This is a genomic window from Sphingorhabdus sp. (assembly GCF_044239665.1).
In the GTDB taxonomy this organism is placed as follows: domain Bacteria; phylum Pseudomonadota; class Alphaproteobacteria; order Sphingomonadales; family Sphingomonadaceae; genus Sphingorhabdus_B.
Genome location: NZ_JBIIBA010000019.1, coordinates 18213 through 43621 on the forward strand (window position 1 = coordinate 18213; position 25409 = coordinate 43621).

19 protein-coding genes and 1 tRNA gene are annotated in these 25409 nt (G+C 54.4%); 13 read left to right on the top strand and 7 right to left on the bottom strand.

Annotated features, from left to right (window positions below; all coding sequences use genetic code 11):
- Position 1: 1 nt before the first annotated feature.
- Positions 2-1162 (bottom strand): glutamine-hydrolyzing carbamoyl-phosphate synthase small subunit, encoded by a 1161-nt coding sequence (carA, locus tag ACILP3_RS07230; protein WP_395615983.1) that lies wholly within the window; start codon positions 1160-1162, stop codon positions 2-4.
- 258 nt (positions 1163-1420) lie between these two features.
- On the opposite strand from carA, the gene ACILP3_RS07235 reads away from it, so the two are divergent.
- The 5 genes from ACILP3_RS07235 to ACILP3_RS07255 all read left to right on the top strand — a co-directional run bounded on the left by ACILP3_RS07235 (position 1421) and on the right by ACILP3_RS07255 (position 9031).
- Entirely contained in the window at positions 1421-1873 is a 453-nt protein-coding gene (locus ACILP3_RS07235; RefSeq protein WP_395615984.1) for a GatB/YqeY domain-containing protein, read from the top strand.
- A 1-nt stretch (position 1874) separates the two neighbouring features.
- Positions 1875-4682, top strand: a complete 2808-nt coding sequence (dnaG, locus tag ACILP3_RS07240) for a DNA primase (RefSeq protein WP_395615985.1) — start codon at positions 1875-1877, stop codon at positions 4680-4682.
- Between the two features lie 18 nt (positions 4683-4700).
- Positions 4701-6740 (top strand): RNA polymerase sigma factor RpoD, encoded by a 2040-nt coding sequence (rpoD, locus tag ACILP3_RS07245; RefSeq protein WP_395615986.1) that lies wholly within the window; start codon positions 4701-4703, stop codon positions 6738-6740.
- A 180-nt stretch (positions 6741-6920) separates the two neighbouring features.
- A complete protein-coding gene (locus ACILP3_RS07250) occupies positions 6921-7766 on the top strand; it encodes an AAA family ATPase (RefSeq protein WP_395615987.1) in 846 nt (281 codons plus the stop codon).
- A gap of 80 nt (positions 7767-7846) precedes the next feature.
- Positions 7847-9031, top strand: a complete 1185-nt coding sequence (locus tag ACILP3_RS07255) for a VWA domain-containing protein (RefSeq protein ID WP_395615988.1) — start codon at positions 7847-7849, stop codon at positions 9029-9031.
- Here ACILP3_RS07255 and ACILP3_RS07260 read toward each other — a convergent pair.
- Both ACILP3_RS07260 and ACILP3_RS07265 read right to left on the bottom strand, forming a co-directional pair.
- On the bottom strand, positions 9028-10227 hold the full coding sequence (locus ACILP3_RS07260) for an exo-beta-N-acetylmuramidase NamZ domain-containing protein (RefSeq protein WP_395615989.1): 1200 nt from the start codon (positions 10225-10227) through the stop codon (positions 9028-9030). The genes ACILP3_RS07255 and ACILP3_RS07260 overlap by 4 nt on opposite strands.
- Positions 10224-10742, bottom strand: coding sequence for a DOMON-like domain-containing protein (locus ACILP3_RS07265; RefSeq protein WP_395615990.1), 519 nt, complete (start codon positions 10740-10742; stop codon positions 10224-10226). Before ACILP3_RS07265 ends, ACILP3_RS07260 begins: the two co-directional genes overlap by 4 nt.
- 74 nt (positions 10743-10816) lie before the next feature.
- Here ACILP3_RS07265 and tyrS point away from each other — a divergent pair, with 74 nt between their 5' ends.
- Positions 10817-12043: a tyrosine--tRNA ligase gene (gene tyrS, locus ACILP3_RS07270; protein WP_395615991.1), complete on the top strand. Its 1227-nt coding sequence runs from the start codon at positions 10817-10819 to the stop codon at positions 12041-12043.
- 118 nt (positions 12044-12161) lie between these two features.
- Positions 12162-12458, top strand: coding sequence for a PilZ domain-containing protein (locus ACILP3_RS07275; RefSeq protein WP_395615992.1), 297 nt, complete (start codon positions 12162-12164; stop codon positions 12456-12458).
- Here the strand turns inward: ACILP3_RS07275 and recG are convergent.
- On the bottom strand, positions 12455-14515 hold the full coding sequence (gene recG / locus ACILP3_RS07280) for an ATP-dependent DNA helicase RecG (RefSeq protein ID WP_395615993.1): 2061 nt from the start codon (positions 14513-14515) through the stop codon (positions 12455-12457). The genes ACILP3_RS07275 and recG overlap by 4 nt on opposite strands.
- A 60-nt stretch (positions 14516-14575) precedes the next feature.
- Between recG and ACILP3_RS07285 the strand changes: the two genes are divergently transcribed.
- From ACILP3_RS07285 to ACILP3_RS07305, 5 genes are all read left to right on the top strand, one after another.
- The gene (locus ACILP3_RS07285; protein ID WP_395615994.1) at positions 14576-14863 is read left to right on the top strand and encodes a succinate dehydrogenase assembly factor 2; all 288 of its coding nucleotides are present in this window, start codon (positions 14576-14578) and stop codon (positions 14861-14863) included.
- Positions 14860-18330 carry a transcription-repair coupling factor gene (gene mfd, locus ACILP3_RS07290; protein WP_395615995.1) on the top strand — a complete coding sequence of 1157 codons (3471 nt, stop codon included), beginning with the start codon at positions 14860-14862 and terminating at the stop codon, positions 18328-18330. The genes ACILP3_RS07285 and mfd overlap by 4 nt, the downstream gene beginning before the upstream one ends.
- Before the next feature lie 125 nt (positions 18331-18455).
- Complete coding sequence (moaA, locus tag ACILP3_RS07295; RefSeq protein ID WP_395615996.1) at positions 18456-19442, top strand: GTP 3',8-cyclase MoaA; 987 nt, start codon at positions 18456-18458, stop codon at positions 19440-19442.
- Complete coding sequence (locus ACILP3_RS07300; protein WP_395615997.1) at positions 19439-20215, top strand: NAD kinase; 777 nt, start codon at positions 19439-19441, stop codon at positions 20213-20215. The genes moaA and ACILP3_RS07300 overlap by 4 nt, the downstream gene beginning before the upstream one ends.
- A 74-nt stretch (positions 20216-20289) precedes the next feature.
- Positions 20290-20364: transfer RNA gene (locus ACILP3_RS07305), tRNA-Asn, on the top strand.
- 20 nt (positions 20365-20384) lie between these two features.
- On the opposite strand, the gene ACILP3_RS07310 is transcribed toward ACILP3_RS07305, so the two are convergent.
- From ACILP3_RS07310 to ACILP3_RS07320, 3 genes are all read right to left on the bottom strand, one after another.
- A complete protein-coding gene (locus tag ACILP3_RS07310) occupies positions 20385-21131 on the bottom strand; it encodes a sulfite exporter TauE/SafE family protein (protein ID WP_395615998.1) in 747 nt (248 codons plus the stop codon).
- 24 nt (positions 21132-21155) lie between these two features.
- Positions 21156-23885: a preprotein translocase subunit SecA gene (gene secA / locus ACILP3_RS07315; RefSeq protein WP_395616001.1), complete on the bottom strand. Its 2730-nt coding sequence runs from the start codon at positions 23883-23885 to the stop codon at positions 21156-21158.
- 83 nt (positions 23886-23968) lie between these two features.
- Entirely contained in the window at positions 23969-24241 is a 273-nt protein-coding gene (locus ACILP3_RS07320) for a hypothetical protein (RefSeq protein WP_395615999.1), read from the bottom strand.
- A 176-nt stretch (positions 24242-24417) separates the two neighbouring features.
- On the opposite strand from ACILP3_RS07320, the gene argJ reads away from it, so the two are divergent.
- On the top strand, positions 24418-25409 hold a 992-nt coding region (argJ, locus tag ACILP3_RS07325), incomplete at its 3' end, for a bifunctional glutamate N-acetyltransferase/amino-acid acetyltransferase ArgJ (protein WP_395616000.1).

Consider the following 25409-nt stretch of genomic DNA (forward strand, 5'->3'; position numbering starts at 1 on the left):
TCTAATCTCCCATCATCCCAGCGAACTTCTCGAACAGATAATGGCTGTCCTGCGGGCCGGGTGAGGCTTCGGGGTGATATTGTACTGAAAATGCGGGCTGGTCGGCGAGTTCAAAGCCGCAATTGCTGCCGTCGAACAGGCTGATATGCGTGGCCTTGGCATTGGCCGGCAAAGTATCTGCATCCACGGCAAAGCCATGGTTCATGCTGGTGATCTCGACTGCACCGTCGCTTAGACGCTTGACCGGATGGTTCGCGCCGCGATGGCCCTGATGCATCTTCTCGGTCTTTGCGCCGACCGCGAGGCCGAGCATCTGATGCCCGAGGCAAATGCCGAACAACGGCCTTTTGGTCTCAAGCCACTGCTTGATGACCGGCACGGCATATTCGCCCGTCGCGGCTGGGTCACCGGGGCCGTTCGACAGGAACAGGCCATCGGGCGCATGGGCCATGATCTCGTCGAAAGTTGTGGTCGCGCTGACGATGGTGACATCGCAACCGACATCGACCAGATTACGCAAAATATTATGTTTGATTCCATAATCAATGGCGACGACTTTTTTGCCGCCCTTTGCTGGCGTAGCATAGCCAGACCCCAGCTTCCAAAGTCCTTGATCCCAACCATAAGTCTGCAACGTCGTTACATCCTTGGCTAGGTCCATGCCCTCCAAACCAGCCCACGCCTTTGCGCGCGCCAACAATGCAGGCACGTCGAATTCACCGTTCGCCGTGTGCGCGATCACGGCGTTCGGCGCGCCAGCAACGCGGATAAGACGTGTCAGTGCGCGGGTATCGACGCCGGAGATGCCGATACGGCCATTGGCTTTCATCCATGCATCAAAATGCTGCGTGCTGCGGAAATTGGATGGGTCGGTTACATCTTGCCGCACAATCGCGCCCAAGGCATGCGGGTTCAATGCCTCGACATCTTCGGGGTTAGTGCCGACATTGCCAATATGCGGAAAGGTGAAGTTGATGATTTGCCCGGCGTAAGACGGGTCGGTCATCACTTCTTGATAACCCGTCATGGCGGTGTTGAAGCAGACTTCACCAACCGCTTGCCCTTCGGCGCCAAAGCCCCTGCCCCAGACCACTTCCCCGGAAGCCAAAACCAATACCCCCGTCGCTCCTGAAGGCGCGCGCGAAGATTTGGGGTCGGCCATGATGGGGTCGCTCCTGATAAACAGATTACAGCAATGTCGCTAAGGCATTGCGCCTAGAGATGGTGACCCAAAGCGTCAATGCGGAAATCGACAAAGCTGTGGAATAAGTCATCTAACATCATCTTCAACACCAGCTGTTATCCTGAAACAAGTTCAGGATGACGACCGATGATGTCAGGATAACGATAGACAAGTTCCGAGTGACGAAATTTGGATGTTCGTCTAACGCAATGCATCATCAGAAATTCGGAACCAAATATGATTCGTGACACCATCAAAGCCGCCCAGATTACCGCGTTGAAAGCGGGCGATAAAGACCGTCTAGCCGCCGTACGCCTAATTCTCGCCAAGATCAAAGACCGCGACATCGAACTGCGCACCGCATCCCAGCAACCGGATGATGACGCGATGGTAGTTGAGGTCATGCAGAAAATGATCAAGCAACGCCGCGAGTCGATCGCGTTATACGAACAGGGTGGTCGTGCTGAACTTGCTGCGGTTGAGGCTGCCGAGCTGGCGATTATCGAAGACTTCCTGCCTGCGCAGTTGAGCGACGCCGAAACCAGCGAAGCGATTGAGGGCATCAAGGCAGAGCTTGGCGCAGAAACCTTGAAAGATATGGGCCGCGTTATAGCCGTCTTGAAAGAGCGTCATGGCCCACAACTCGACATGAGCAAGGCCAGTGCTTTGGTAAAGGCAGCGTTGGGTTAAGGTGGCTCTTACCCCGCAATGGCTGGACGAATTGCGCGCGCGGATTACGCTGTCTGCGTTGATTGGCCGCACCGTCAAGGTCACCAGGGCTGGCCGCGAGTTTAAGGCATGTTGCCCGTTCCATAACGAAAAAACACCCAGCTTCACGATCAACGATGAAAAGGGCTTTTACCATTGTTTAGCCGGCGAGACGGTCGTCATAACTGATAGGGGTCGGTTTCCAATCTCAGCTCTATCGGGCAAAAGCCATTCGGTGCTGTCGCGCGGGGGGCGATGGATCCGTGCTGAATTTAACAGTTATGGCGAACAGCGGCTCTGGAAAATTTCGCTCTCGCGAAACGGCGTTAAGAAACAGATTTTTGCGACATCCGGCCATCGGTGGTTCGTGCATGATCGGGTTTCGGAATATCTAACCACAGACCTTAAACCGGGATATGCTCTGCAGTCCGCTCTTCCTGATATCCGAAAAAATTGGTCGCTTGACCCCGAAGGCATCCGCCATGGCATCGTATATGGCGACGGCGCGATGTATAAAGGCATCTACGGTACAGTGAACCTGCATGGAGAAAAAGATGCGCAGCTACGCAAGTATTTTCCGTCGCAAAAGCATCATATCCATGAGCGTGAAGGCGGTGCGCTTTATCTGAGAATTTATGGCGGACGTGCCTTTGAGGATATGAAGGCGTTGCCCAAAAATGGTGCTTCGCAGTCGTATCTTCTGGGTTTTCTGGCTGGTTACCTGGCGGCTGACGGGCACGTCGCCAAAGACGGAACGGTGATGCTAAATTCGTCCAATGCCGAGACGTTGGAAGCAATCAGGGACATCTGCACGTCGCTTGGCATTACTACCTACGGACGAACGACATTGTGGCGAAAAGGTTATGGGAAAACCGCGTCCGCATTGCACCGAATCCATTTGGTTAATTCGGGTTTGGCTAAAGAATTATTCCTTCTGTCCGAGGCTCGGCAGCGGTTCGCTAACAGCAGAAAAAAATTTGCCCGGCTGCGCTGGGTCGTTTGTTCAGTTGAAGAAACCGACAGGATCGAAACGGTCTACTGCGCCGACGTGCCGAAAGAACATGCGTTCGCGCTGGATGACAATATCCTGACCGGCAATTGTTTTGGTTGTTCCGCGCATGGCGATGCCATCCGCTGGATGACCGACCAGCGCGGCCTGTCTTTCATGGATGCGATTAAGGAACTGGCGGCTGAGGCCGGGATGGAGGTCCCTGCCGCTGATCCCAAGGCGGCACAGCGGGCCGAGAAGGCAAACAGCCTATATGACGTCATGACGGCGGCGCAGGACTGGTTCGTCACACAATTGCTTGGCGTTGAGGGTTCCGCTGCGCGAGGTTATCTCAAGCAACGCGGATTTACGGAGCAAACGATCCGCGACTTTGGCTTCGGCCTCGCTCCCGACAATCGCACGGGCCTAAAAACCGCACTTAAGCAATTCGGTGAACCAAACTTGATTGAGGCAGGGCTGCTAATATCGGTCGACGGGAAAGCGCCCTATGACCGGTTTCGCGGTCGGCTGATGATCCCGATCCGTGATCCGCGTGGCCGCGTGATTGCCTTTGGAGGCCGGATTTTAGGTGAAGGTGAACCGAAATATCTCAATTCACCTGACACGCCCTTATTCGACAAGGGCCGTGTGTTGTACAATCTGGACAAATGCTCCCCTGCTTCGCGCCAGACGGGCCGCGTAATTGTGGTTGAGGGTTATATGGACGTCATTGCCCTCGCGCAGGCGGGATTTGCAGACGCCGTTGCGCCGCTGGGTACCGCGCTCACGGAACAGCAGATCCAGATGTTGTGGCGGATGACAGAAAAGCCTGCCTTATGCTTTGATGGTGATGCGGCAGGTCAAAAGGCCGCCATGCGCGCGGCTTTACGCGCACTACCATTGTTGAAGCCTGGCCATAGTCTTCAGTTTGTGACCTTGCCCGAAGGACAGGATCCAGATGATCTCGTCAAGGCATCCGGTGCCGGCGCTCTCACGCAGCTTCTAAACTCCTCTCAGCCGCTCGTAGAGAGGTTATGGAGGGCAGAAATGTCTGCAGGGCCATTAGACACGCCAGAGGACCGTGCGGGGCTTAAGCAGCGATTAGGGGCGCATATGGCAAATATCGCGGACGGAGAAATTCGTCGTCATTATGCCGATGCCTTTCGCGAGCGGTTCGATAATCTGTTCGCGCCGCGACGAAGCTCTACATTTAAGCCACCCCCACCCTATGTGCGCGGACAAAAGCCCGGGTGGAACAAGACGCAAACTTTGCCGCCAGGCGCGGAGACCAAAAGCTTCAATGCCAAGGGTTCGGACTTTCTTATCCAAGGCGTGCTTGCTGCTTTATTGCGCCACCCCGCGCTTATTGCACAACATCACGAGGCACTCAGCGACTTCGTCCCGCCCGACCCGAATCATGCCGCTTTGCTCAACGTGATGCTCAACGAATTTTTTAGCAAAGAAACGCTTGATACCGAGGGGCTAATTACCATATTGGGCGAGAAGTTGTATAATGTCGCGTCGACACTGCTCCACAGCAACGGTAAGGTATTTGCCTTTAACCGCGGAGAGTTCGGTACGGGAGGCGACGGATTTTCTAACGCTTCAAAAAATTTGGGTGAAGCAATCAGGCTTATGAAGCAGCGCCCGGCGCTGGAAGAAGCTCTGGAACGCGCCACGCAGTTGGCGGGTTTGGAGATGACTGAAGAGACTTTTGCCGAACAGCAAAGGTTGCGACACGAAAAAAAGGCATTTGACGATCGTATCATCGAATTTTTTCGGCGTGATGCGGATAGTTTATAAGTTTATCGGGGAATTATTTTGGCAAGTCGCGCAAATGAAAACGAAGAAGACATCGGCGAAAACGGTGATGCACCGCTGATCGACCTGAACGACGCGACCGTAAAGAAACTGCTCGCCAAGGCCAAGCGCCGGGGTTTTCTGACTTATGACGAACTGAATGCAGCCCTGCCACAGGATCAGATGTCGTCGGAACAAATTGAAGACGTCATGTCGGCAATCAACGATATGGGCGTGCAAATCGTCGAGAATGACGAAGCTGGCGACGATAGTGAGGACGAGGCCGAGGAAGAAGTCGAAACCATCGACAATATTTCCGAAAACGATCCCCGCTCGCTGACCAACACGATCAAGAAAACGGGCACGGGCGAACGGACCGATGACCCCGTCCGCATGTATTTGCGTGAAATGGGCGCGGTGGAATTGCTATCCCGCGAAGGCGAAATCGCTATTGCCAAGAGAATCGAGTCTGGACGCGACACCATGATTTTGGGCCTGTGCGAAAGCCCGATCACTTTCCATGCGATTATCGATTGGTCCAATGCGCTCAACGACGGCGAAATGCAGTTGCGCGAAATTCTCGACCTCGATGCCATGCTTTCGAAAGAGCCTGCTCCTGAATCGCTTACCGAAGATGGCGAAGAAGAAAGCGACGGCGAAATCAGCGAGAAGACCGCTGGTCCTTCCTATAAAGAGGAAGATGACGTCGAAGATGAACCCGAAGCGGCAAGCGACGATGATGAAGACATGACCGAGCGGCGCTCGCGTCCTGTCGAGGAAGAGGAGGAAGATAACACCCTCAGCCTCGCCCAAATGGAAGAAGCGTTGAAGCCAGCAGCGCTTGAGCGTTTCGCCAAGATCACGTCATTGTTCAAGAAATTCTCAAACATTCAGCTTGAGCGCATGCGCGCACTGAACGCCGGCGAAGATTTTTCCACTGCCTCCGAAAACAAATATCACAAATTGCGTGAAGAATTGACCGCAGAAGTTGAAAGCGTTCAGTTCCACGCGAACAAGATCGAATATCTGGTCGATCAATTATATTCATTCAACCGCCGCCTGACCGCTCTTGGTGGTCAGATGCTGCGCTTGGCCGAGCGGCATAAGGTTCCCCGCAAGGCGTTCCTCGACAGCTATATGGGTCATGAGCTGGATGAAAATTGGCTCGCCGAAGTGTCTAACATCGACAAGAAATGGACGGCCTTCGCAACGACCGAAGCCGAAAGCGTCGAGCGCATTCGCAGTGAGATAGCTGACATAGCAGCCAATACCGGCATGTCACTTGGCGAATTCCGCCGCATTGTGAACATGGTGCAAAAGGGCGAGCGCGAAGCACGCATCGCGAAAAAGGAAATGGTTGAGGCAAATTTGCGCCTCGTGATTTCCATTGCCAAGAAATACACCAACCGTGGCTTGCAGTTCCTTGATCTTATTCAAGAAGGCAATATCGGCCTGATGAAGGCTGTAGACAAGTTTGAATATCGCCGTGGTTACAAGTTCAGCACATATGCAACATGGTGGATCCGCCAGGCGATTACGCGGTCGATTGCCGATCAGGCGCGGACCATTCGTATCCCCGTGCATATGATCGAAACTATCAACAAATTGGTGCGCACGAGCCGCCAGTTCCTGCACGAGCAAGGTCGCGAGCCTACACCCGAAGAAATGGCCGAGCGCCTTTCCATGCCACTTGAAAAAGTGCGCAAGGTGATGAAAATCGCTAAGGAGCCGATCAGCCTTGAAACCCCCATTGGTGACGAAGAAGACAGCCATTTGGGGGACTTCATCGAAGACAAAAACGCGATCATTCCTGTGGATGCCGCAATTCAGGCCAATTTGAAGGAAACGGTAACGCGTGTTCTTGCATCGCTTACACCGCGTGAAGAGCGCGTGTTGCGTATGCGGTTCGGCATTGGAATGAACACCGACCACACGCTTGAAGAAGTCGGACAGCAATTTAGCGTGACGCGTGAGCGTATTCGCCAGATTGAGGCCAAGGCGTTACGCAAGCTCAAGCATCCAAGCCGCAGCCGCAAAATGCGCAGCTTCCTCGATCAATAACATCGCATCAAATTGTTGGAAAAGGGCCCCTTCCGAAATTCAGGATGGGATCCTTTCTTATATGCAGGTCGGACCTGGGCGCCGTTGCTACGCCCCGCGCTGTCTTGCATAATATAATGTTGCATATCCCCATTGGTCCACTTAACGAATTAATTGTTCGATTAACTAAGGGGTTTGTTCATGCGCTTTGAAGGCACCGATAATTATGTCGCCACTGATGACCTGAAGGTCGCGGTTAACGCCGCCACTAAGTTGCGTCGGCCTTTGCTGGTCAAAGGTGAGCCAGGCACAGGTAAGACCGTCCTTGCGCAAGAAATAGCCACCGCGCTCGGTGCGCCGCTCATCGAATGGAATATCAAGTCCACGACCAAGGCGCACCAAGGCCTATATGAATATGATGCCGTTGCCCGCCTGCGCGACAGCCAATTGGGCGATGAGCGCGTGCATGACATCAAAAACTACATCAAAAAAGGCAAGCTGTGGGAAGCTTTTACTGCCCCCCAATTACCCGTTTTGTTGATCGACGAAATCGACAAGGCCGACATCGAATTTCCGAACGATTTGTTACAGGAACTCGATCGTATGGAATTCTTTGTCTACGAAACGCAAGAGACAATCAAAGCGGTCGAGCGCCCGATCGTCATCATCACTTCAAACAATGAGAAGGAACTCCCCGACGCGTTTCTGCGCCGTTGTTTCTTCCATTATATCAAATTCCCAGATCGCACGACGATGCAGTCCATTATTGATGTCCACTTTCCCGGCATTCAAAAAATGCTGGTTTCAAAGGCAATGGACATTTTTTACGAAGTACGCGACGTGCCTGGCTTGAAGAAAAAGCCAAGCACGAGCGAATTGCTCGATTGGCTTAAGCTGCTACTGCACGAAGATATGCCGTTGGATGTGCTTCAATCGCGCGATCCAACCAAGGCCATCCCGCCTTTGCACGGTGCGCTGCTCAAAAATGAGCAGGACATTATGTTGTTCGAACGCCTCGCTTTCATGGCGCGTCGCCCAACCAGCTAGAATTCGTCCACTCGCTTTTTACCTTTAGAACTGCTCATTCGCCAAAAGCTTAATCGGTCACTTTATACAGGAACCAGCCGATGTTTTTCTCATTCATGGAAGAGTTGCGGTCTGCGGGCATCTCGGCTTCGCTGAAGGAGCATCTGGCTTTACTTGCCGCTTTGGACGCTGATGTCATTGATCAAAGCCCTGAAGAATTTTACTATCTGGCACGCGCGACACTTGTAAAAGACGAAGCGTTGCTTGACCGTTTTGACCAAGTGTTTGGCAAGGTGTTCAAGGGTATCTTCACCGAATATGGACAAAATCCCGTCGATGTTCCGGCGGATTGGTTGAAAGCCATTGCCGAAAAATATCTCTCGCCCGAGGAGATGGCGAAGATCGAAAAAATGGGCAGCTGGGACGAATTGATGGAGACGTTGAAAAAGCGTCTCGAAGAACAGGAAAAGCGACATCAGGGCGGCAATAAATGGGTCGGCACTGGCGGCACTTCGCCATATGGTAATTCGGGCTACCACCCTGAAGGCGTGCGCATTGGTGGCGAATCGAAACATAAGCGCGCCGTCAAAGTGTGGGACAAACGCGAGTTCCAAAATCTCGACAACACCAAAGAATTAGGCACCCGAAATATCAAAATCGCAATGCGCCGATTGCGCCGGTTCGCCCGCGACGGAGCGGTGGAAGAGCTGGATATCGACGCCACAATAAACGGTACGGCGCGCCAAGGATGGCTGGACATTAAAATGCGCCCTGAACGGCGCAATGCCATTAAGGTGCTGCTCATGCTGGATGTTGGTGGATCGATGGATCCGTTCATAAAACTTTGTGAAGAATTATTCAGTGCAGCCACTAGTGAATTCAAAAATTTGGAGTTTTTCTATTTTCACAACTGCCCATATGAAGGCGTGTGGAAAGACAATAAGCGTCGGTTTAGTGAGCGTACGCAGATGTGGGACGTGCTCCATAAGTTCCCGCATGATTATAAAGTGGTGATGGTGGGCGACGCCTCCATGAGCCCTTATGAGATCACCCATCCCGGCGGTTCGGTTGAACATTTCAACGAAGAATCAGGCGCGGTGTGGATGAACCGCATCACCAGCACTTATCCGGCAACGGTTTGGCTGAACCCCGTGCCCGAAAAGCAATGGGGATATTCGCAGTCGACCAAGATCATCAAGGAGCTTGTCAACGACCGCATGTATCCGCTGACACTAGAAGGTCTGGATGACGCTATGCGCGAGCTAAGCCGCAAGCACGGCCATTAATATAGTAAATGTTTGCGCCGTTCTTCGGCCCAAGCCTGCTCATCGATGGACGTCATTGCGTCAAATGCCTCTGGCGTGCTGTCGGCTGCATCAACCCATTCGCGCAAAGCTGGGCCGCCGTTGATAACGTCGATGGCGAGCTTACCATGTTCATATTCATAGGGAAAATCGCGCCACAGTTCATAGTCCGGATACAGCCGCCGGATCGCCTTGAACGCCAATGTCTGCAACCGCCATGGCTGGAACGCTTGATGGTCATAGCCGGGGCCTTCTGCATGGATATGCACGCCATGGCAAAGCTGATGCACATGTTTGTGGAAAGTTGGTTCAAACCAGACTTCCCGCAGACTGCAGCCTTGCAACCATGAAGGCGCGAAGTTTTCCATCTCAGCGATGATCTTGCGTGCGTCGATATCCGGAGCGCCAAAAATCTCAAGAGGGCGTGTCGTACCCCTGCCCTCAGACAAAGTCGTGCCTTCAAGCAAAACGGTGCCCGCATAAGCCCTCGCCATGTTAATATTTGCCGCATTGGGGCTTGGGTTGATCCAAAGCCGGTCCTTAGGCCAACCGAAGCCTGGCGCAGCGTCGGGTGCATAGCCCTCCATAGCGATGACGCGATAATCGACGTTGATTTTATAATGATCGATGAACCATTTGCCCATCTCGCCCAGCGTCAGGCCATGTCGCATAGGCATCGGCCCCGCCCCTACAAAGCTTTCCCATCCAGAACGCAGCGTGAGCCCTTCCACAGGGCGTCCAGCCGGGTTTGGTCGGTCCAATACCCAAACTGTCTTTCCATGCTCCGCAGCGGCCTCCAATATGTACAGCAGCGTCGTGATAAACGTGTAAATGCGGCAACCCAGATCCTGCAGATCGATGAGGATGACATCGAAAGTCTCCATAGACGCTGTGGTCGGACGGCGGACTTCGCCATATAGGCTGAACACTGGAATATTATGTGCTGGATCCATGAAATCCGGCGATTCCATCATATTGTCCTGCTTATCGCCGCGCAGGCCGTGTTGGGGGCCAAAGGCGGAGGTGACGTTGACGTCGCCTAAAACCGCGAGTGCGTCCAGCGAATGAGTAAGGTCCGCCGTGACGGAAGCGGGGTGCGCCAATAAAGCAACGCGCTTGCCCTTCAGGGGGGCACGAAGTTCAGGCTCTGCCAAAAGGCGGTCAATTCCAAATTTCATGACGCGCTTCGTGCCTCCAGTTGCACGGCAAAGCAATCCTTATGATGAAAATCTGGCTTGCCCGGAGGGTGTGCCGCAGCCCAATAGGAAATATCTCCGTTTTTCTTCGCGATGACCGCACTGATGCCTGCCCGCAGCCTGCGTGCGCGCCAAGAATCGGGCAAGTGAAGCGTTGCGGACAATGTCAGAATATCGGCATCTTGTGCGATTGTGATGTTTGGAGTGTTTGTTTCCAACTCAGCCATATCCGAACGATAGCCCGCAAACTGATATGCTGCCCATTGCCGCGACGGCGCAAAATTATACTCTAAATAGTTTTCATCTTCAAAATTACCTATAAACAGTTCAAAACAAGCGCTTTTCCATAGACCGTCAATGCGGCGCGGCGTTGACAGGGCCGGAATTTCTAGAGCGGCTATTTCGGCAGACACGCGATAGGTCAACGTAACTTCGCCGCTTGTCCCAAGCGTAATCGTAACATCGATACGCTCAATACAGCCGGCTAGCGACTGCACGTGGCATATCATCGGCACTTCAGTTATTGAAATATTGGCCAATGTCGAAACTCCATGCTAGGCGCGGACGCGTTATGACTGCTTATAAATCCGATCTCCTCCGCCTGCTCGATGCACGTGGCTATATTCACCAGACGACCGATGCCCCTGCGCTTGACGCATTGGCATCCAAAGAGATTGTTCCAGGCTATATCGGCTTCGACGCGACCGCGCCATCGCTTCATGTCGGCAATCTTGTCTCGATCATGCTGCTGCGCCGATTGCAGCAAGCGGGCCATAAGCCTGTAGTGGTCATGGGCGGCGGAACGACGCGTATTGGTGACCCGACGGGCAAGGACGAAGTCCGCAAAATGCTGACGGACGAGACGATCGAAGCGAACATCAATTCCATCCGAACGGCGTTCGAAAAATTTCTGACATTTGGCGACGGCCCGACCGACGCGGTGATGGTCAACAATCATGACTGGCTTGGAAAGTTGGGATATATCGAATTGCTGCAGCAGGTTGGCACGCATTTCACCATCAATCGCATGCTGACATTTGATTCGGTGAAGCTGCGCCTTGAGCGCGAACAGCCGATGACCTTCCTCGAATTCAACTATATGATCTTGCAAGGCTATGACTTCCGACATTTGAGCAAGACTATGGGCGTTCGCTTGCAAATGGGCGGCTCCGACCAATGGGGCAACATCATTAACGGCATGGAACTTGCCCGCCGGATGGACGGCGCCGACGTTTTTGGCCTAACGACCCCACTGATTACAAAAGCCGATGGTTCAAAGATGGGCAAGTCGGTCTCTGGCGCGATTTGGCTGAACCGTGAACAATTGCCGGACTATGATTATTGGCAATTCTGGCGGAATACGGACGATCGTGACGTGGGTCGTTTCCTGCGCTTGTTCACCGATATCCCGCTAGACGAAATTGAGCGGCTTGAAGCACTCGGCGGTTCGGACATCAACGCGGCCAAGATCGCCTTGGCCAATGCCGCGACCGAATTGTGCCGTGGCACAGACGCCGCGACCCTTGCATCGGAAACCGCACGTAAGACATTTGAAGAAGGCACAAGCGGCGGTGACTTACCCAGCTTTGACGCTTCGGGCGACATTTCACTCATTGACGCATTGGTTGGCTTGAACTTTGTCGCTTCAAAGAAAGAAGCGCGCCGGATGATCCAAGGCGGCGGCGCACGCCTTGATGGCGACGCCGTGACAGACGAAGACGCAGTTATTTCGGCTCAAGCAGCCCCTGTCAAAATCTCTGCGGGAAAGAAAAAGCACGGTTTAATCAACTTCGTATAACCTGCCCTTTCCCATTGGCATAGGTTTACCAATTATTCGTAATTCTGGCCCATATTGCTGTTTCATGTAAACAGCGCATGGGGTGATGAACATGGCGCAAGCCTTACAAAATGCAGATATGAGTTTACGTCGCGCGGCGCGGCACCGTACCGACCATAAATTGATTGCGGAAAGCCGCCGGCATGGCGATCAGTATATCCATATCGTGAACATTTCTGCGCATGGGTTCATGATCGACAACAACCCCGGTTACGAACGCGGCGAACGGGTTGAATTAAAGCTCCCGATCATTGGCCGGATTGAAGCGCTAGTTATCTGGACGCTGGCCCAGCGCGCGGGACTGCAATTTGAACGCGTGCTGCGTTTCCCTGATTTTCTCGTGCTGCTAGACGAGATTGGTCACACAAGCTGCTAACCGCCGCGCAGGGTGGCAACACCTGCATCTCTTTCAAACAAGTATAACGCTATCCGCGCCGCTTGACCGCGCGCGCCATCAAGCCCGCCATCGCGGTCAAGCAACAACCGCGCATCGTCTGCAGCGACACCAATCAGCGCGCGGACCTGTTCAGACGTGGCGACTCGAAACGGGTTTTCGCCCGACTGCCTTGTGCCCAGCAATTCGCCCGCGCCGCGCAGTTTCAAATCTTCCTCAGCAACGCGAAAACCATCGTTCGTTTCGCGCATCAACGCCAGTCGGGCCCTTGCGGTTTCGCCAATCTGTGTGCTGCGGACCAGGATACAGACCGATTTTTCGGCCCCTCGACCAACCCGCCCGCGCAACTGGTGGAGCTGGGCAAGACCAAAGCGGTCTGCTGCCTCAATCACCATAAGGCTGGCATTGGGAACATCCACGCCAACCTCAATCACCGTTGTTGCAACCAGCAAGCGGGTTTCACCTGCTACGAAGCGTTCCATGACAGCGTCTTTTTCCGGGCCGCGCATACGGCCGTGCACCAACGCAACCTGATCACCAAAGCGCAGACGAAGCTGTTCAGCACGTTGCTCGGCGGCGGCAAGGTCACTTTTGTCGCTCTCTTCAACAAGAGGACAGACCCAAAATGCCTGCTTTCCCGCAGCCAAATGCCGGGCAACGCCTTCAACCAGTTCTTCCAGCCGCTCCTGAGACATCACGCGGGTTTCAACCGGCGTCCGCCCTGGAGGAAGCTCGTCTAAGATCGAGCTATCCATTTCACCATAAGCCGCGAGCGCAAGGCTCCGTGGTATCGGGGTTGCTGTCATAACCAACAAATGCGGCACGCCCCTGCCCTTGCGGGACAGCATTAGCCTTTGTGAGACGCCAAAGCGGTGTTGCTCGTCAATCACCGCCACTGCGAGCGCCTTATAGGTCACAGCCTCCTGAAATATCGCATGGGTGCCAACAAGGATGTGAATTGATCCATCGGCAAGCCCCATCAAAGTTGCCTCGCGCAAGCTGCCTTTTTCGCGACCGGTAAGAATCGCAATGTTGATGGGTAAGCCTGAGAGTATCTTTTGAAGGCTGGCATAATGCTGCCGCGCAAGAATTTCTGTCGGCGCGAGCATCGCGGACTGCATACCTGCCTCAACGCCGCGCAACAACGCCATCAGCGCGACCATTGTCTTGCCAGCGCCGACATCACCTTGCAGCAGGCGGAGCATTGGCCGCGACTGCGCAAGATCGCCTTCAATCTCGGTTATGGCACGCTGCTGCGCGCCTGTGAGCGCAAAGGGCAATGTCAGCTTTGACACCAAAGAGCCGTCACCGCGTATCGGCACAGCGGCGCGTTTGTCCATTGCCGCGCGGATTAATCGCATGGCAAGTTGGTTGCTGAATAGCTCATCATAAGCCAGCCTATCCCGCGCGTCTTGGTCATCCTTGTTGTGCAGTAGGTTGATAGACTTCGACCAACTGGACCACCCACGACTGGATAACAAGGTCGGCTCAATCCACTCCGCCAAATCAGGCACGTCTTGCAACGATGTCGCCACCAATTGCCCCATGCGCTTGTTGGTTAGGCCATCGGACAAGGGATAAATCGGCTCGGCCAACCCCGGCGAGGTATCGCTACCGATGGGCACCACATGATCGGGATGCACCATCTGAAGTTCATCTCCATAACGGTCAAGTTTGCCCGATATGATGCGCGTTTCGCCGACCGGAAGCTGCTTACGCGCCCAACCGCCATTCCTGCCAAAAAATGTCAGCGTGATGTAATTGCCTCCAGCATCCGCCGCGAATATGCGCAATGGCGCGCGCGGGCTGCTTGCGCCCCGGTGATCCATGACCGTAACGGTTAGGATGATATTCCGGCCAACATCGGCCACATCCAAACAGGACACCGCCTTGCGATAGGTCCAGCTATTGGGAAAATGATACAGAACGTCCTTCACCCGCTCCAGCCCAAGCCGCTCCAACGGCTTGGCAAGACCAGGGCCAACACCTTTTAAGGCACGAATGTCTGTAAATAACGGATTGAGTATATCGGGGCGCATGACTAGGGCCGCTTATAACCCGATAATCATATTCCACCAGAAACTTAAAGGATGCGTGACATGGACGCTGACCCTTATCGTCGCAAACTGCATTATCGCGCGCACCATCGTGGCACGCGGGAAGCCGATGCTATGGTCGGTGGATTTTTCGATCATTGCTCCGCGCAATGGGGCGCGGTTGAGTATGAATGGTTTGAACGCCTGCTGGATGAACAGGATGTTGATATCATGGCATGGGCGCTTGGCACCGCTGAGCCTGACCCGGCCTTTGCTGGCCCATTGATGGACCAGATGATGAAACTGGATTTCATTGTTCTTCCTGAAGGACTTAGCACGCATAAGTCATGATTGACCTGCAACGCATCATAAACAGCCGCCAAGCACTTACGCTTGCGTCGGTGCCAAATGGCTTTGCACCGTTGTTGCTGGCGGACCTGACGCGCGCGGCGAAAACGCGCGCGCTGTATATTGCGCCCGATGAATCGGCGATGCGCGCCATTGCCGATGCCGTGCCATTTTTTGCACCTGAAATCGAAATCCTGATTCTGCCGGGTTGGGATTGCCTTCCCTACGACCGCGCTTCGCCCTCCGTCGCTGTCACCTCGCAGCGTATGTCGACGCTGCAAGCACTCCAGCAGCCAACAAAAAAGAAGCAGCTTGTGGTTACGACCATCGGCGCGGTTATTCAAAAATATGTGACGCCGTTCCGTATCCGCCAGACAGGCGAACGATTAACCGCCGGTCGCGAAATCAGCCGCGAACGGCTGGCGTCCTTGTTGCAATCAAACGGATATTTCCGCGTGGACACCGTTGCCGACGCTGGCGAATTCGCTATCCGTGGCAGCATTGTCGATCTGTTTCCCGCTGGCAGCGAAGTCGGCCTTCGCCTCGATTTCTTTGGCGATGAAATTGAAAGCATCCGCCGCTTTAACCCATCGGACCAACGCAGCATTGATCAGGTCGAGCATTTCGACATCTTACCCGCCGTTGAAGCTTTAATGGATGAAGAGGCCATCAAACGCTTCCGTGTGGGCTACCGCGAACGATTTGGCGTCACGGCAACGGGCGACCCATTATATCAAGCGGTGTCCGAAGGCCGCAGGCTGTCCGGCATGGACCATTGGTTGCCTTTGTTCGAAGAGCGGATGGCGACGATATTTGACCATGTTGGCGCGGACGCCTTGATTATCCGAGACAGCGGCGCGATTGCGGCGGGGCAGTCACGGCTCGACTCCATCACCGACTATCACGAAAACCGCGTGAAAGCGCAGGCGGCGGAGCCTGGAAGCTACCGTCCACTCCCGCCGGAAATGCTATATTTGAGCGGCGATGAACTCGACCAATTATTTGCAGATAATGCCGCGCATCTCGTCACACCCTTTGCGCAACCGGACTCAGCAAACATAATCGACTTCGGCATTGGTGCCGCGCGCGACTTCGCGCCGGAACGGGCGCAAAAGGTAAATGTATATGAGGCGGTCGCCGCGCATCTTAAATCGTTGCACGCCGCCAAAACCAAAACAATCATCGCCAGCTACTCAGGTGGCGCGCGCGAACGGTTGAAGGGGTTACTGGCCGAGCATAAGGCACCGACGATTGTAGCGGCCGATAGTTGGCAACAAGCCTTGGGCGTTGCGGCGGGACAAACCGCCATTGTCGTTCTGCCGCTGGACCATGGCTATACTGCGCCTGACCTTGTGGTGCTGAGCGAACAGGACATGCTGGGCGACCGTCTTGTACGGCGTCAGAAGCGGCGCAAGTCAGCAGACGCTTTCTTGGCCGAATTGGCCGCGCTGACGCCGGGTGACCTTGTTGTCCATCAAGACCATGGTATCGGACGATATGATGGCCTGATATCCATCCCCGTCGGCAACAGTCCGCACGACTGCGTTGCCCTTACTTATGCGGGCGGCGACAAATTATACGTGCCGGTTGAAAATATCGACGTGCTGTCCCGTTATGGTTCAGACAGCGAGCATGTCACGCTCGACAAATTGGGCGGCGAAGCATGGCAGCGGCGCAAGTCAAAGTTGAAAGAACGCATCCGCGCCATTGCCGGCGAGCTGCTCAAAACCGCTGCCGAACGGGCATTGCGGCCGGGTGCCATAATTGAAGTTGATGGCCCTGCTTATGCAAGCTTCGTGGATCGCTTCCCTTATGAGGAAACCGAAGATCAGTTCCGCGTGATTGAAGAAGTGCTTCAGGATCTGTCGGCTGGCAAGCCTATGGATCGTCTGGTGTGCGGCGATGTCGGCTTTGGGAAAACCGAGGTTGCGATGCGCGCTGCTTTTGCCGCGGCGATGGCGGGGCTTCAGGTCGCCGTCATTGCGCCAACAACCCTGCTGGCTCGGCAGCATTATGCGAACTTTGCCGAACGTTTTCGTGATTTGCCTTTGAAATTGGGTCGGCTGTCGCGGCTTGTGCCCGCTGCAGAAGCCGCGCAAACCCGTGAAGGCCTTGCCGATGGAACCGTGGATATTGTGATCGGGACGCATGCCGTGCTGGCAAAGTCGCTCGCGTTCAAACGCCTTGGGCTTGTCATTGTAGACGAAGAACAACGTTTCGGGGTTAATCACAAGGAACAGTTGAAGGCACTCAAAACAGACGTGCATATGCTCACGCTCACCGCGACCCCCATCCCGCGCACATTGCAAATGGCGATGTCGGGCCTGCGTGAATTGTCGGTCATTCAAACCCCACCGGTCGATCGTCTGGCCGTGCGCACCTATGTTATGCCATGGGATCCGGTCGTGCTGCGCGAGGCTTTGCTGCGCGAACATTATCGCGGCGGACAAAGCTTCTTTGTTGTGCCGCGCATTGCAGATTTGACCGAGATCGAGGAATATCTGCGGACCGAAATACCCGAAGTGAAATATGTCACGGCGCATGGCCAAATGTCGCCCACACAAGTTGAGGAGCGCATGAGCGCTTTCTACGAAAAGCGGTATGATGTCCTGCTGTCGACCACGATCGTGGAAAGTGGCCTTGATATCCCCAGCGCTAATACCCTGATCATCCATCGCGCCGACCGTTTCGGTCTTGCGCAATTATATCAGCTACGTGGGCGGGTTGGACGTTCAAAGACGCGTGCTTATGCCTATCTGACCCATGAACCAAACCGTGTTCTGACGGAGACAGCGGAGAAACGCCTGAAGGTGCTGGGCGACCTCGATAGCCTTGGCGCAGGCTTCCAGCTTGCAAGCCATGACCTCGACATTCGCGGCGCAGGCAATTTGGTGGGTGACGAGCAATCGGGCCACATCAAGGAAGTCGGCTTTGAATTATATCAATCGATGCTTGAAGAAGCGATTTTGGAGGCCCGTGCAGGGGCGCAAGGGCTGGCCAAGCCGCGTGGCAGCTTCTCGCCGCAAATCACCATCGACGCGCCAATCCTTATACCCGAAGATTATGTCCCCGACCTGTCGGTCCGTATGGCGCTGTATCGCCGCTTGAACGATCTCGAAGAGGGCCAAGACGTCGAAGGCTTTGCTGCGGAAATGACCGACCGATTTGGTCCGATCCCCGAACCCACACAAAATCTGCTCAAGCTTATCCAGATCAAGCAAAACGCACTCATCGCAAAGGTTGCGAAGATCGAAGTCGGCGCGCGCGGGACGTTGGTCAGCTTCCATCAGGATACGCCGCCCAACGTTGCCGGATTACTCGCTTATGTCGACAAGCTTGGCCAAACTGCAAAGTTGCGCCCCGACAGTAAGCTGGTGATCAACCGCGTTTGGGGCGACCCTGTGGCGCGGTTGAACGGATGCTTACAACTGTCACGCGGCCTCGCCAGCCTGGCGCGTAAATCGGGTTAGACCAAGCTTCGGGCCAAAGCTGCACAGCGGATGAGGGTAAAGGGCGATACGGATAATCCGACCCTTCCCCTTGCCGCTGTTGGATTCAGCTTTCGTCCGCACGGTTTTGCGCTTACATCGCAAAAATGATCGACGGTTTCGGACGCAATATCGACTATTTACGCATATCGGTGATCGACCGTTGCAATTTTCGTTGCACCTATTGCATGCCAGAACAGCAAAGCTTTTTGCCGCACCGCGACCTCCTTACCTATGACGAAATCCTGGTTTTGGTGGAACGGTTCATCGCCCATGGCATCCGCAAAATCCGACTTACCGGCGGCGAACCCCTTGTTCGGCGCGATATCCATATCTTGATTGAGGCGCTTGGTCGGCATGTGCGCAGCGGCGCTCTCGAAGAACTGACCATGACAACCAATGGCAGCCGATTGGAACAGTTCGCGCCATTATTGGCATCAGCGGGCATGAAGCGGATAAATGTCAGCCTCGATACGTTGGATGCCGAAGCCTGTCGCCGGATCAGCCGGGGTGGTGACCTCGATACGGTGTTGGCCGGCATAAATGCGGCGCGCGCGCACGGCATGGATGTCAAAATCAACATGGTCGCGCTGAAGCAGCAGAATGAAGACGCGCTTTTACCCATGGCGCATTTCTGCGCAGAAAATGGGCTTGATCTCACATTGATAGAAACCATGCCCTTGGGCGCTGGCGTTTTGGAACGCGAAGAGAGCTACATCGCGCTCGATGATTTCACCGCACCTTTGCGCGAACTTTATGATCTCCATCCTTTAGCGCATAAGAGCGCCGGCCCTGCGCGTTATTGGCGCGTGGAGCCCTTGGGCCTGCGCCTTGGTCTCATCACACCCATGAGCCATAATTTCTGCGACCATTGCAACCGGATCCGCCTCACCACCGACGGCAAAATTTATATGTGCCTTGGCTCGGAACTGCACGTCGATTTGCGCAAGGCGCTGCGTGAGGACACGCTTACAGATGTCGATTATTTGCTTCAACGGGCTTTGCGGCTTAAACCCCAGCGCCATGAATTCGAAACACAGTTGGCGCAGCCTGATCTCCGGCTCGCGCGGCATATGAACGCAACAGGTGGATGAACCAAAATATGCAACTTGCGATCATCTCGTCGGCAACCCCGCAAGCCCGTGAAGCTGAGGCACTATTGCGCGAAGTGCATGAGTTTGTGCCGCTTGACGTCGCTGATGCTGTCATTGTGCTTGGTGGCGACGGGCACATGCTTCAGGTCTTGCACCAATTATTGGAAAACCGCCGCGACATTCCGGCTTATGGCATGAACCGCGGCACAATTGGCTTTTTGATGAATAGCTGGGACGTGCATGACCTTCCCAGACGCCTTCAACGCGCCAAGTCATTTTCTGTCCGTCCATTGACGGCAGACATAACCACAATCAGCGGTCAAAAATTTACCTTGCCCGCCATTAACGAAGTGTCGCTGCTGCGCGAAACGCGTCAAGCGGCGAAGCTGGAGATTTCCGTCAACGGCAGAGCAGTCATCCCTGAACTCATTTGCGATGGCATATTGGTCTCAACGCCCGCTGGATCCACTGCATATAATTTATCCGCCAATGGCCCAATTTTGCCATTGGACTCTTCGTTGCTCGCTTTGACCCCCATCAGCCCTTTTCGACCACGACGTTGGAAGGGCGCAATATTGCCCGACCGCTATGTCATCCGGATCAAAATATTAGAGGCCAGTAAAAGGCCGGTTAGCGCCGTGGCAGATCAACGCGAAATCCGTGATATTGCCTCTGTCGAAGTCGCCTTGGACCGCAACCGCGCGCTCACATTGTTGTTCGATCCCGAGCATGCTTTGGATGATCGCATATCGATGGAACAATTTATTGTCTGAACGGGCAATGGACGCTTGCCAAAAGCAAAAAAGCGCTGCTATAGGCGCGCCTCTGCCCGAACATATCGGGCTGTTCCCTGGTAGCTCAGTGGTAGAGCAGTTGACTGTTAATCAATTGGTCGGGGGTTCGAATCCCTCCCGGGGAGCCATTTTTCTGGCTAAGCAGATGCTAAAATGGCCCATGGGCCTGCCAGAGCAGCCGGAGCGCGGCATAGCCAACCAGCAACGCCGTGAGTACACGTAACAAATGTGGTGATAGATAGCGCATGCCGAACAGGCTGCCCATTTGTCCGCCGACCAACACAGCGCCGAGCAGCAGTCCATATTGCAGCGCAGGCTCCGCAAGCGAATGCGCCCCTGATTTCAGTATTTGCCCTAGCAAGCCAGCTGCCGAGTTAATCAATATGTAAAGCGATGCAAAAGCCGCAATCCGGCGTGCCTCTGCCCAACGGATCAGGTGTAAAACCGGTGCCATAAATATGCCCCCGCCAATGCCCGACAACCCCGCGAGCAAGCCCACCGCGCCTGAAAGCGCCAACACCACAGGCTTGGGAACGGCGCGCGGCGCCATCTTGTCCGCTTGGAGAAATAGGGCAATTGCAGACGCCAGCAACGTGCCGCCCAATATGGTGAGGAACACGACTTGTTTCAGCGGCACAAGCCCCCCTAAAAAGGCGAGCGGCGCTGATACCATAAGCAAAGGCAGAACTTGCCGCCAAGACACCAAGCCAGCGCGCACGAAGCGAATACTGCCCCCAGTAACGACGATGATATTGCAGACCAGTGCAATCACCGGGATCAGCCGGTAATCCACCCCCCACAAGGCAAGAAGCGCCGTGTAAGTCGACCCGCCGCCAAAGCCAACTGATGCATAGACAAATGCGACGAGAGCAAAGAGGCCGGCTAGCCAGAACATCTTCGTCCTCCCCGCATCAAATCATCAATAAGCGCCGTGACAGTGCTTATATTTTTGTCCCGAACCGCAAGGACATGGGTCGTTACGGCGCAGATCAGGGTCACCTGCATATGGGTCATTGAAACCCGATGGAGCCGAAGCGCGTGGGATTGTCGTTGTCACCAACCCAAGCGCAGCGCCGTCACTGTCGTCTTTATTATCTGCACCCGTCAACGGGTCGATATGCGTTGTCAGGAAATCGGGCAACTCGGGTAAATCTTGGGGTACAAATTCTTCTTCGGCGCGGAAATCATTGGTGGCGATGGTTTTGGTCACGCCTTCGCGAATGGCGGACAGCATGCGTTCAAACAGGCCAAAGGCTTCTTGCTTATATTCATTGACTGGGTTCTTCTGCGCATACGCACGCAGATAAATCACTTGACGCAGGGCATCGAGCGTGGACAAATGCTCTTTCCAATGATGGTCCAGCGTTTGCAGCAAGATGCTTTTTTCAACCTGACGCCAGATGGTTTCATCTAGCGTAGCGCCCTTGGCCTTGAATCTCGCGCTCGCCAATTCGGCAATGCGGGTTTCGATGATTTCAGGTTCAAGCCCGTCTTCCTGCAACCAACTGTCGATATCGGGCGTAAGGCCAAGCACCTCAGCGCATTTTTGCTTGAGGCCCTCCACATTCCATTGCTCAGGATATGTACCTTCGGGGCAATGGTCGCCAACAAGGTTGTTGACGGTATCGTTGAGCATATCGTCAATGATGTCATCGACAGCTTCCGCATCCATGATGTCACTGCGTTGTTCATAAATGACCTTGCGCTGATCATTCATGACATTGTCATATTCGACCAACTGTTTCCGAATATCGTAATTGCGCGCCTCGACCTTTTTCTGCGCGGTTTCGATCGCTTTGGACAGCCATTTACCGCCAATCGCTTCCCCGTCTTCGAGGCTGGAGTTCATCATTTTGGAGAACAGGGTTTCGGACCCAAAAATACGCAAAAGATCATCGTCTAGCGACAAATAGAAGCGGGAAAGTCCAGGATCCCCCTGACGCCCTGAACGGCCGCGCAACTGGTTATCGATACGGCGGCTTTCATGGCGCTCTGTGGCAAGGACAAACAATCCACCAGCTTCGATGACCTTCGCTTTTTCGGCGGCGATTTCGTCCTGCAACGCTTGAATGGCGGCATCGCGCTCCGAACCTTCGGGCATGTCACGCAATTCGTCATTCAACCGAAATTCAAAGTTGCCACCCAATTGAATATCCGTACCGCGACCCGCCATGTTGGTGGCGATGGTAACGCTGCCCAAGCGCCCGGCTTGTGCGACAATATGTGCTTCGCTTTCATGGAATCGGGCGTTCAGGACGCTGTGCTGGACGCCTTCTTTTTCCAAAAATTCAGCCAGCAATTCCGATTTTTCAATCGATACCGTTCCAACCAAAACGGGCTGACCGCGGTCATTGGCTTCTTTGATAGTCTTGGCGATAGCGCCGAATTTATCTTGCGTGTTTTTGTAGAACTGGTCGTCCTCGTCCACACGCTGCACGGGCAAATTGGTCGGTATTTCGACGACGTTTAGCTTGTAAATTTCATGAAACTCGCCGGCTTCGGTAGCCGCTGTACCCGTCATGCCGGACAATTTGGGATACATGCGGAAATAATTCTGGAAAGTGATGGTCGCCAGCGTCTGATTTTCTGGCTCAATAACCACGCCCTCTTTGGCCTCAACTGCTTGGTGCAGGCCGTTGGACCAGCGACGTCCATCCATCATACGACCGGTAAATTCGTCGATGATGATGACCTTGCCATCCTTGACGATATAATCAATGTCGCGCTTGAACATGACATTGGCTTTTAGGGCTTGGTCGAGATGGTGCACGACCAAGGTATTTTCATAATCATACAGATTAGAGCCCGTCAGCAAGCCAGCGTCCTCAAGCAAGCGCTCGACTTTCTCAGTGCCATCTTCAGTCAAGGTGACGTTACGGCTCTTCTCGTCCTTCTCATAATCGCCCTCGTCCAACTGGAGAACCACGGCGTGGACCTGCATATATAGTTCGGATTTGTCATCGGTCGGCCCCGAAATAATCAGCGGCGTCCGGGCTTCATCGACCAAGATAGAATCGACTTCATCGACAATCGCAAAGTTGAATGGGCGCTGCACCATTTGCGCGCGCTCATATTTCATATTGTCGCGCAAATAATCGAAGCCAAGTTCATTGTTCGTTGCGTAAGTAATGTCGCAATTATACGCATCGCGGCGTTCATATTCAGCGATGCTTGGAACGACGACGCCCGTCGTAAGGCCAAGGAACCCGTAAATCCGGCCCATCCATTCCGCGTCACGGCGGGCCAGATAGTCGTTCACGGTCACAACATGAACACCCTTGCCTTCTAACGCATTGAGATAGCATGCTAATGTTTCGGTCAAGGTTTTACCCTCACCTGTGCGCATTTCGGCGATTTCGCCGCGATGCAGCACAATGCCGCCGACCATCTGAACATCGAAATGGCGCATGCCCATCACGCGCTTTGATACTTCGCGCACCGTGGCAAAAGCCTCAGGCAGGATATCGTCAAGCGTCTCACCAGCCGCCAGACGATCGCGAAATAGCTGTGTTTGACCTTTCAAACGTTCATCGTCCATGGCGGCGATGTCGACTTCAAGCGCGTTGATCTTTTCAACGATCTTCATAATCGATTTAACGTAACGGTCGTTCGACGACCCGAATATGGCTTTGGCAAATCCGCCGAGCATGGATAATTCCTTCAAAATATTTAGGGGACGCGCACGAACGGCGCGCGGTAGGTAGCTATGGCGCCTCAAAGGGCGCAGAAAGCCTAACCTAAAATGATATCATGCCGGTCAACCGGCGTATCTGGCGTTACGGCAACCGAGGTGGCTTCACCAATGGCGGGCGCAAGTGACGCCCGCGCCTTCGCGGTCTCTTGGACCACGGGTTCGCAAGCGGCAACGGCCTCCAACGCAGCAGCAGCAACATAAGCCTGCGCAACCGCCGTATCCACTGACGCAGACGACGAAGAGACCGGACGCGCCGCCTCGGCAGCGGAAAAACCGCTCATCATCGCCAGTAGATAAATCAGTAAACGCATATATGGCCCTGTTAGGTGCGCACTGACCTATAGGGACACAAAGCCGCTCCGTCTATCCCGAAGCGCCCTGACTAGCGTGCATTGCCAGTTGCGCCAATTGCGGCCAACAGATAAACAAAATACACCATTTACACGCCCTCCAGAAATTTCTAAAATTATTACAAGGTTACAGTTACTTGTCCAGCACTTCTCCACTCGCCATTCCTTTTCCAGTCATGCCCGACATCGCGGGAGCGACACCATATGTTGCCCGCGCGGGGTATAAGGAATGGGACCGCTGTGACCTCAGCTATGTGACGTTTGATGCAGGCACGACGGTTGCGGGCGTCACCACGCAAAATCTGTGTTGTTCAGCCGAGGTTGATCTGTGCCGTGCGCATTTGCAGCATGGCAGTGCGCGCGCCTTGGTGGTGAATGCGGGCAATAGCAACGCTTTCACTGGGCAGCGGGGCAAAGATGCCGTGGACGCGATTACAGGCCAAGTGGCGGCCCATTTGAACTGCGACACGACGGAAATATTCGTCTCTTCAACGGGCGTCATTGGCGTGCCTTTGCCCATCGACAAGGCGCAGGCAGGTCTTGAGGCGGCTTTTGATGCTGCATCCTGCAGTTGGGAAGATGTCACTGATGGCATCGGCACCACGGACACCTTTGCCAAGGGCGCAACGGCAAGCGCGATGGTCGATGGCCGCAAGGTGCAGATTGTCGGCATCATCAAGGGTTCTGGCATGATCGCTCCGGACATGGCGACGATGTTGGGTTATATCTTCACCGACGCCGCCGTCGACGCCGCTTTCTTGCAGCAGCTTTTGTCTGCCGCCAATCAAGCAAGCTTTAGCTGCATTACGGTGGACAGCGACACCTCCACAAGCGACACAGTGTTGGCCTTTGCCACAGGCAAGGCAGGCAATGCGCGATTAACCTCTTTTGATGACGCTGGGGCCGACGCCTTTGCAGCGGCACTGAGCGATGTCTGTCGCCAATTGGCGCATCTCGTGGTGCGGGATGGCGAAGGGGCGCAGAAGTTTATTGAAATTCAAGTTACGGGGGCCGTCAGCAACGACAGCGCGCGGCGCGTCGGGTTAGCAATCGCCAATTCGCCCTTGGTCAAAACGGCTATTGCGGGTGAGGATGCCAATTGGGGCCGCGTCGTAATGGCCGTGGGTAA

What these genes read in the sequence shown, in the direction of transcription:
- mfd (WP_395615995.1), top strand. Translation starts at nt 14,860, where the DNA reads ATGATTGACCTGCAACGCATCATAAACAGCCGCCAAGCACTTACGCTT.
- ACILP3_RS07300 (WP_395615997.1), top strand. Translation starts at nt 19,439, where the DNA reads ATGAACCAAAATATGCAACTTGCGATCATCTCGTCGGCAACCCCGCAA.
- ACILP3_RS07285 (WP_395615994.1), top strand. Translation starts at nt 14,576, where the DNA reads ATGGACGCTGACCCTTATCGTCGCAAACTGCATTATCGCGCGCACCAT.
- moaA (WP_395615996.1), top strand. Translation starts at nt 18,456, where the DNA reads ATGATCGACGGTTTCGGACGCAATATCGACTATTTACGCATATCGGTG.
- ACILP3_RS07310 (WP_395615998.1), bottom strand. Translation starts at nt 21,131, where the DNA reads ATGTTCTGGCTAGCCGGCCTCTTTGCTCTCGTCGCATTTGTCTATGCA.
- carA (WP_395615983.1), bottom strand. Translation starts at nt 1,162, where the DNA reads ATGGCCGACCCCAAATCTTCGCGCGCGCCTTCAGGAGCGACGGGGGTA.
- recG (WP_395615993.1), bottom strand. Translation starts at nt 14,515, where the DNA reads ATGCGCCCCGATATACTCAATCCGTTATTTACAGACATTCGTGCCTTA.
- ACILP3_RS07250 (WP_395615987.1), top strand. Translation starts at nt 6,921, where the DNA reads ATGCGCTTTGAAGGCACCGATAATTATGTCGCCACTGATGACCTGAAG.
- ACILP3_RS07320 (WP_395615999.1), bottom strand. Translation starts at nt 24,241, where the DNA reads ATGCGTTTACTGATTTATCTACTGGCGATGATGAGCGGTTTTTCCGCT.
- tyrS (WP_395615991.1), top strand. Translation starts at nt 10,817, where the DNA reads ATGACTGCTTATAAATCCGATCTCCTCCGCCTGCTCGATGCACGTGGC.
- ACILP3_RS07275 (WP_395615992.1), top strand. Translation starts at nt 12,162, where the DNA reads ATGAGTTTACGTCGCGCGGCGCGGCACCGTACCGACCATAAATTGATT.
- ACILP3_RS07260 (WP_395615989.1), bottom strand. Translation starts at nt 10,227, where the DNA reads ATGAAATTTGGAATTGACCGCCTTTTGGCAGAGCCTGAACTTCGTGCC.
- ACILP3_RS07235 (WP_395615984.1), top strand. Translation starts at nt 1,421, where the DNA reads ATGATTCGTGACACCATCAAAGCCGCCCAGATTACCGCGTTGAAAGCG.
- ACILP3_RS07255 (WP_395615988.1), top strand. Translation starts at nt 7,847, where the DNA reads ATGTTTTTCTCATTCATGGAAGAGTTGCGGTCTGCGGGCATCTCGGCT.
- secA (WP_395616001.1), bottom strand. Translation starts at nt 23,885, where the DNA reads ATGCTCGGCGGATTTGCCAAAGCCATATTCGGGTCGTCGAACGACCGT.